We start from the raw sequence: 6,508 nt of genomic DNA on the forward strand, positions 1-6,508 counted from the left end.
CCTAAAGCGTCTGGAAGCACGTGACTTCAGTCATGTGAGGATAGAGTTTTTAATTCACAAAATAAGCAGAACTTTAGAGGTCAGGGAAAATTCGAACATGAAATTTTCCTGACTTTTTTCATTTCTTGACAGATGTATTTTTTGGTGATACAATACAGTTCTTTGGTGAAACAAAATGTAACATATATGAATCGAAATATAACTATTCAACATAACCATGCTGACAAGCTCAGAGAAGGACAGGATATGAACAAGAAAGAAAATCATTCTGTAAAAAGTGAAATAGAACAGGCACTTCTCCGTCTTATGACACAGAAATCCTATCTGGACATTACTGTAACAGATATTGTACAGGAAGCGAAGGTTGCGAGGGTTTCTTTTTACAGGAATTTCGCTTCTATTTCGGAAGTGCTGGACAGTATCGCAGATGCGACTGCAGAAAAACTGAATATAGAATTCCTGCCGCTGCTGGATACAACAGATGAACGAAAACTGCGGGAATATCTGTTTAATTATTTTTATCAGATATCACTGAATTACAAAGAGATGTGGGCAATTCGTGGACTGAACATGGATCTTTTTACAAAACGTCTCGGAGAAAAGATTCACGAAAAACGTAAAGCGATCGAATCAGAAGATTCGGATATGTCCGAGAAATACGGATGGGTCGTAAAACTTTGCATATTGGATGGAGTTTCCAGACGATGGCTTATAGATGGGTTAAAAGAAACTCCGGAAGAGATGATCAATTACGTAATGCCGATCATTAAGACGTTATAGAAATACAGGTTAAAAGACAGAATATGAAGGAAGAAGATAATATGAAGAAAACAGGAATCATGACAGACAGTCACAGTGGAATTTTGAACGAAGAAGCAGAAAGACTTGGAATCAAGGTGCTTCCGATGCCGTTTTACATCGGAGAAAAAGTATATCGTGAAGGCGTAGATCTTTCCAGAGATGAATTTTATGACATGCTTCGAAAGGGTGTAGATGTGTCCACATCTCAGCCGTCACCAGTAGAAGTACTGGATATGTGGAAAGAAATGCTGAAAGAATATGAAGAAATCGTCTATATCCCGCTCAGCAGTGCATTAAGCGGCTCCTGTATGGCTGCACAGGCAATGGCAAATGAAGATGCATTTGCCGGCAAAGTATTTGTCGTAGACAATGGTCGTGTAGCAACACCAATGCATCGTTCCGTCCTTGATGCAGTAGAAATGGCAGAAAAAGGTTACAGCGCAGCCGAAATCAAGAAAATCCTCGAAGAGACCAGAGAAAAAATGACTATTTACATTGGCCTCAGCACTCTGGAATACCTCAAAAAAGGTGGAAGAGTCAGCTCCATGACAGCCCTGGCAGCAGATGTCCTGAACATCAAACCAGTCATGCACTTCAGCACAGGAACCCTCGATACCTACCAGAAATGCCGCGGTATGAAGAAGTCCCGCAAAGTCATGATCGATGCGATGAAACATGAACTGGAAACCAATTTCCGTGAAGAATACGCTGCCGGAAAAGTATATCTGATGGCAGCCTCAAGCAGTACTGACGAAGCAACAGAAGAATGGGTAAACCAGATCAAAGAAAGTTTCCCGGGAATGGAAGTCATGTGCGACAAACTCTCTTTCGGTCTTTCATGTCACATTGGACCGGATGGACTTGGTATCGGATGCACCTGTAAGCCGGTGTAAAGTAAAAAAATTCACTCGTCTTCCCACACAGGCAGCGGCAGATCGTTTTCCAGTGCATGTTTGATCGCTTTATAATGTTTTACTTTGTGATGAACATGTGCAGAGTCTTTCTGAAGCTGCCTGAGTTTCTCATCTACCTGTTTTTCCTGGTCTTCCAGAAGACGGATGATGGCATCAATGTGCTGAGCTTCGTCCGTCTCATATTCAAAAAATTTCCGAAGCTGTGGAATTGTCATACCGGTACGTTTAAAACAGTTGATGCAGTTGAGACGTTCAATATGCTCTTCTGTGTAGATCCGCTGACCGGAAGAAGACTTTTCTACATTGGGGAGTAAGCCTTCACTTTCGTAATAACGCAGTGTAGAAGCCGGAAGTGAAAAAAGTTCAGATATTTCACGAATGCTATATGTTTTCATGTAAAAACCTCCTTGACTTCAAGTATACTTGAAGTGCTATTCTTTTGTAAAGACAAATCATTTTCAGGAGGGATTCAAAATGGAGAAATCTACTGTTTATTTTACAGATTTTCGATGTCCGGTAGGAACAAGCCAGCTTGATAAGCTGAAGAAGCTCTGTATCGCAGCCGGTATCAAGGACATTGATATGGATGGAAAATTTGTAGCGATCAAAATGCATTTTGGTGAATTGGGAAACATGGCTTTTCTTCGTCCAAATTATGCAAAAGTAGTTGCAGATCTGTGTAAGGAGCAGGGGGGTATGCCGTTTCTGACGGACTGTAATACACTGTATCCGGGAAGCAGAAAGAATGCCCTGGAACATCTGGATTGTGCAAATCTGAATGGTTTTAACACGATCACAACAGGCTGTCAGATCATCATCGGAGATGGACTGCGTGGAACAGATGAAGTAGAAGTTCCGGTTGTAAACGGAGAGTACTGCAAGACTGCATTTATCGGACATGCGATCATGGATGCAGATATTTTTATCAGTCTGAGCCATTTCAAAGGTCATGAGGCAACTGGATTTGGCGGTGCACTCAAGAATATTGGCATGGGCTGTGGAAGCCGCGCGGGAAAAATGCAGCAGCATGCAAGTGGAAAACCGGCAATCAACGAAGACGTCTGTCGTGGCTGCCGCCGCTGTGCAAAAGAATGCGGAAGTGACGCAATTACTTATGTAAACAAAAAAGCCGTGATCGATTATGATAAATGCAAGGGCTGTGGACGCTGTATCGGAGCCTGCAGTTTTGATGCTGTATACAATCCGAACAGCAGTGCAAATGAACTTCTTGACCGCAAGATGGCAGAATATGCACAGGCAGTCTGTCACGGACGCCCACATTTCCATATCGCGCTGGTTCAGGATATCAGCCCGAACTGTGACTGTCATGGAGAGAACGATGCACCGATCCTTCCGGATATCGGAATGTTTGCAAGCTTTGATCCGGTCGCTCTGGATCAGGCATGTGCAGATGCCTGCCTCAAAGCAACACCGATCGAGAACAGCCAGCTCGGAGAACATCTGGCAGAACCTGGATGGCATTGTCATCACGATCATTTCAAAGATTCCAATCCAAACATCGAATGGAAGGCAACTCTGGATCAGGCAGAAAAGGTCGGACTTGGAACCAGAGAATATGAATTAAAGAGAGTTAAATAAAGAAAACTTACGGATTTTTACAAAAATCGGGATGCAGAAGCATAAAAATAGCTTCTGCATCCCTTTTTACGATATATCATTTGCTTATGATGCAAAAGCGTGATATCATCAGAAGAGTATAGATTAAGAAAATTGGGAGAGGAAAATTATGAACAAGCATAAGCATGAGAGAAGTACATTCTCGGGCAAGATCGGGTTTGTACTGTCTGCGGCCGGTGCTTCGGTAGGTCTTGGAAATATATGGAGATTTCCATACCTTGCAGCGAAGTATGGCGGCGGCATTTTTTTACTGGTTTACATCATCCTGGCACTGACGTTTGGTTACACGATGATTGTAGCGGAGACAGCACTCGGACGTATGACAAAGAAAAGCCCTGTAGGAGCTTTTGCAAAATTTGGTAAATCCAAATGGCTGTCATTTGGTGGATGGATCAATGCGATCATTCCGGTTCTGATCGTACCGTATTATTCTGTGATCGGTGGATGGGTGATCAAATATCTGGTGGAGTATATCAAAGGAAACAGTCAGGGACTTGCTACAGACGGTTACTTTTCTACATTTATATCTGATGGAGTTTCCACAGAAGTCTGTTTTCTGTTTTTTACCCTGCTTACCCTGATGATCATTTATGCAGGCGTGCAGAACGGTGTGGAACGAGTTTCCAAGTTTATGATGCCGATCCTGGTCTTTTTGTCAGTCATTATCGTAATTTATTCTGTGACAAGACCAGGCGCACTGGAAGGCGTGAAGTACTTCCTTGTACCGAACATTAAGAACTTTTCCTGGATGACAGTTGTTGCAGCGATGGGACAGATGTTCTATTCTCTGTCAATTGCAATGGGTATCCTGGTAACATTCGGTTCTTATATGAAGAAAGACGTGTCTATCGAAGGCTCTACAATAAATGTAGAAATCTTTGACACGGCGATTGCAATGATGGCAGGTCTGATGATCATTCCGGCAGTTTTTGCTTTCTCTGGCGGCGATCCGGACACACTGCAGGCTGGTCCGGCGCTGATGTTCATCACGATTCCGAAAGTATTTGCAAGCATGGGATTCGGAACACTGGTAGGAATCCTGTTCTTTGTCTTGGTACTCTGTGCAGCACTGACAAGCTCTATTGCTCTGACAGAGAGTGCAGTTTCTACTTTCCAGGATGAGCTGAAATGGAGCCGCAGGAAATCAACCGTTCTTGTCGGAGTCATCATGATAATTCTCGGAAGCCTTTCTTCTCTGGGATATGGACCACTGGGATTTGTAAAGATTATTGGAATGCAGTTCCTTGATTTCTTTGATTTCCTGACCAACTCCGTAATGATGCCGATCGCAGCAATTGCTACCTGCCTTCTGGTATCCAGGGTTATTGGTGTAAAACGAATCGAGAAAGAAGTTCTTCTTGAAGAAAGTACTTTCCGAAGAAAAAATATTTTCAATTTTATGATTCAGTATCTCTGTCCGATCTTTGCGGCGATCATTCTGATCAGTTCCGTAGCGAATGCATTTGGATGGATTTCAATGTAAAAAACGGGGGCGAGACCATTGGTCTCGCCTCAACTTTTATACTTTTGGCTGATAACGCATATCAGACACATTATATACCGTGATAAATGCAAGTGGATCTTCTTTGTTGATGAAGTTCATCAGCTTCTGATACTCCGTCTTATCTACGATGGTGATGATCTCATTTCGTTTCTGCATATTGTAAGCACCGTATGCCTCATAAACAGTAGCTCCACTATGTAATTCATGGATAATGAAGTTTCGGAGCTCTTCTTCCTTCTTCGTGATGATGCACACACGTCGTTTAATGTTATGGTCAAAGATAAAATGATCCAGAACGATTCCGTTGAAATAAGTTCCAAGGATACTCAAAACGACAGTCTTCTTGTCATAAACAAGTGCGGCAGAAAGTGCAACGCACATGCCTGAAAGTGACATGGCCTTGCCAAGTTCCATATGCAGATATTTGTTCATGATCTTTGCAACGATGTCCAGACCGCCGGAGGATGCATTTCTGTTAAAAAGAATGCTCAGTCCTACGCTGACGACCAGGGTATAGCAGAGAACATCCAGCTCCTGACTGTTGGTCATGGAACCGAAATCAGGAAAAATCTTTTCGAACAGACCAAGAAACAGAGGAAGCATGATGCTGGTATAAACAGTCTTTACACCAAACTCTTTACCGCAGGCAAAAAAACCGATGATCAGCAGTACCACATTCAGGATCATCGTGATCGCAGAAAGCGGAAGCGGAACAAAGTTGGACAAAACGATTCCAAGACCGGAAATGCTGCTGACAGAAGTATGGCTTGGAACCAGGAAAAAATATACCGCTGCGGCGATGATCGCCACGGCAACAGTCAGGATTACTGTTTCCAGTAACAGTTTTGAATAATTCAGTTGTTTTTTCATGATAAGATCTCCAGGTAATAGTTTTTGAAAAATTAAGCCTGTTCTTCCGGAAGAGGAAACTTCACCGTGATCGGAGGGTGATCGAGAGCAGGGATGATCTTGTCTGTGAAATCCTTTGTTGAGAATTTCAGGCTGGATGTGTTGATACATGGGTGACATCCGAAATATGGATCTTTGAGTACATCTTCGTCGATCAGAAGCTGGACTTTTTTCTCATGGTCGTTCATAAGACCAAGGACACTGACAGACCCGGGGGTGATGTCCAGATATTTTTCCATATATTCCGGTTTGGCGAAGGACAATCTGGCAGAACCGATCTGTGCGGAGAGATTCTTGGTCTTAAAAGGTTTGTCACCCGGCATCAGGAGCAGATAGAAGTCTGTTTCCTGGCGGTTGCACAGAAAAAGGTTTTTGCAGATCGCTGTGTCATCACCAAGGACACGGTCGATTGCCTCGCAGGCCTCCATTGTCATGGCTGCCTCGTGATCTACTCTCTGATACTCTACTCCAAGTTTGTCTAAAAAATCATATACGCGGATCTCTTTGTCGAGTCTGCCATCTGTATTTTCTGGTCTTCCGTTTTGTAACTGCATTTGTTATAACTCCTTGTAAATTAACTTTTATTAGAATACATTCTTTTATATTATGGCTTGACACTCCCCACAGCTAAAGCCTTAACTTGACCCATTTTTATATTTCTTGATGGGATATGCTCTCTGGGGTTCCGGCTCATCCGGACAACCATGCTTCCTGCCACTGGGGAACTACGTAATTCATGAAA

Annotated in this window: 7 protein-coding genes; 4 read left to right on the forward strand and 3 right to left on the reverse strand. The window is 43.0% G+C overall.

Going from position 1 to position 6,508, the window contains the following annotated elements; translation table 11 throughout:
* The first annotated feature begins 246 nt into the window (after positions 1–246).
* Both DXC01_RS19380 and DXC01_RS19385 read left to right on the forward strand, forming a co-directional pair.
* Positions 247–780 (forward strand): TetR/AcrR family transcriptional regulator, encoded by a 534-nt coding sequence (locus tag DXC01_RS19380; protein WP_022213918.1) that lies wholly within the window; start codon positions 247–249, stop codon positions 778–780.
* Between the two features lie 41 nt (positions 781–821).
* Entirely contained in the window at positions 822–1,694 is an 873-nt protein-coding gene (locus DXC01_RS19385; RefSeq protein WP_022213917.1) for a DegV family protein, read from the forward strand.
* 11 nt (positions 1,695–1,705) lie between these two features.
* Here the strand turns inward: DXC01_RS19385 and DXC01_RS19390 are convergent, their stop codons facing one another.
* The gene (locus tag DXC01_RS19390) at positions 1,706–2,110 is read right to left on the reverse strand and encodes a MerR family transcriptional regulator (RefSeq protein WP_118699647.1); all 405 of its coding nucleotides are present in this window, start codon (positions 2,108–2,110) and stop codon (positions 1,706–1,708) included.
* A gap of 79 nt (positions 2,111–2,189) precedes the next feature.
* Here DXC01_RS19390 and DXC01_RS19395 point away from each other — a divergent pair, with 79 nt between their 5' ends.
* Both DXC01_RS19395 and DXC01_RS19400 read left to right on the forward strand, forming a co-directional pair.
* A complete protein-coding gene (locus DXC01_RS19395; protein WP_118699648.1) occupies positions 2,190–3,314 on the forward strand; it encodes a DUF362 domain-containing protein in 1,125 nt (374 codons plus the stop codon).
* Between the two features lie 148 nt (positions 3,315–3,462).
* On the forward strand, positions 3,463–4,836 hold the full coding sequence (locus tag DXC01_RS19400; protein WP_118699649.1) for a sodium-dependent transporter: 1,374 nt from the start codon (positions 3,463–3,465) through the stop codon (positions 4,834–4,836).
* A 36-nt stretch (positions 4,837–4,872) separates the two neighbouring features.
* Here DXC01_RS19400 and DXC01_RS19405 read toward each other — a convergent pair whose 3' ends face one another.
* Together DXC01_RS19405 and DXC01_RS19410 are read right to left on the reverse strand one after the other, a co-directional pair.
* Positions 4,873–5,727, reverse strand: a complete 855-nt coding sequence (locus tag DXC01_RS19405; RefSeq protein ID WP_118699650.1) for a YitT family protein — start codon at positions 5,725–5,727, stop codon at positions 4,873–4,875.
* Positions 5,728–5,759: 32 nt separating this feature from the next.
* A complete protein-coding gene (locus tag DXC01_RS19410) occupies positions 5,760–6,320 on the reverse strand; it encodes a prolyl-tRNA synthetase associated domain-containing protein (protein ID WP_118699651.1) in 561 nt (186 codons plus the stop codon).
* Positions 6,321–6,508: the final 188 nt, after the last annotated feature.

This window comes from Blautia sp. OM07-19, from assembly GCF_003481595.1.
Taxonomy (GTDB): domain Bacteria; phylum Bacillota; class Clostridia; order Lachnospirales; family Lachnospiraceae; genus Blautia_A; species Blautia_A intestinihominis.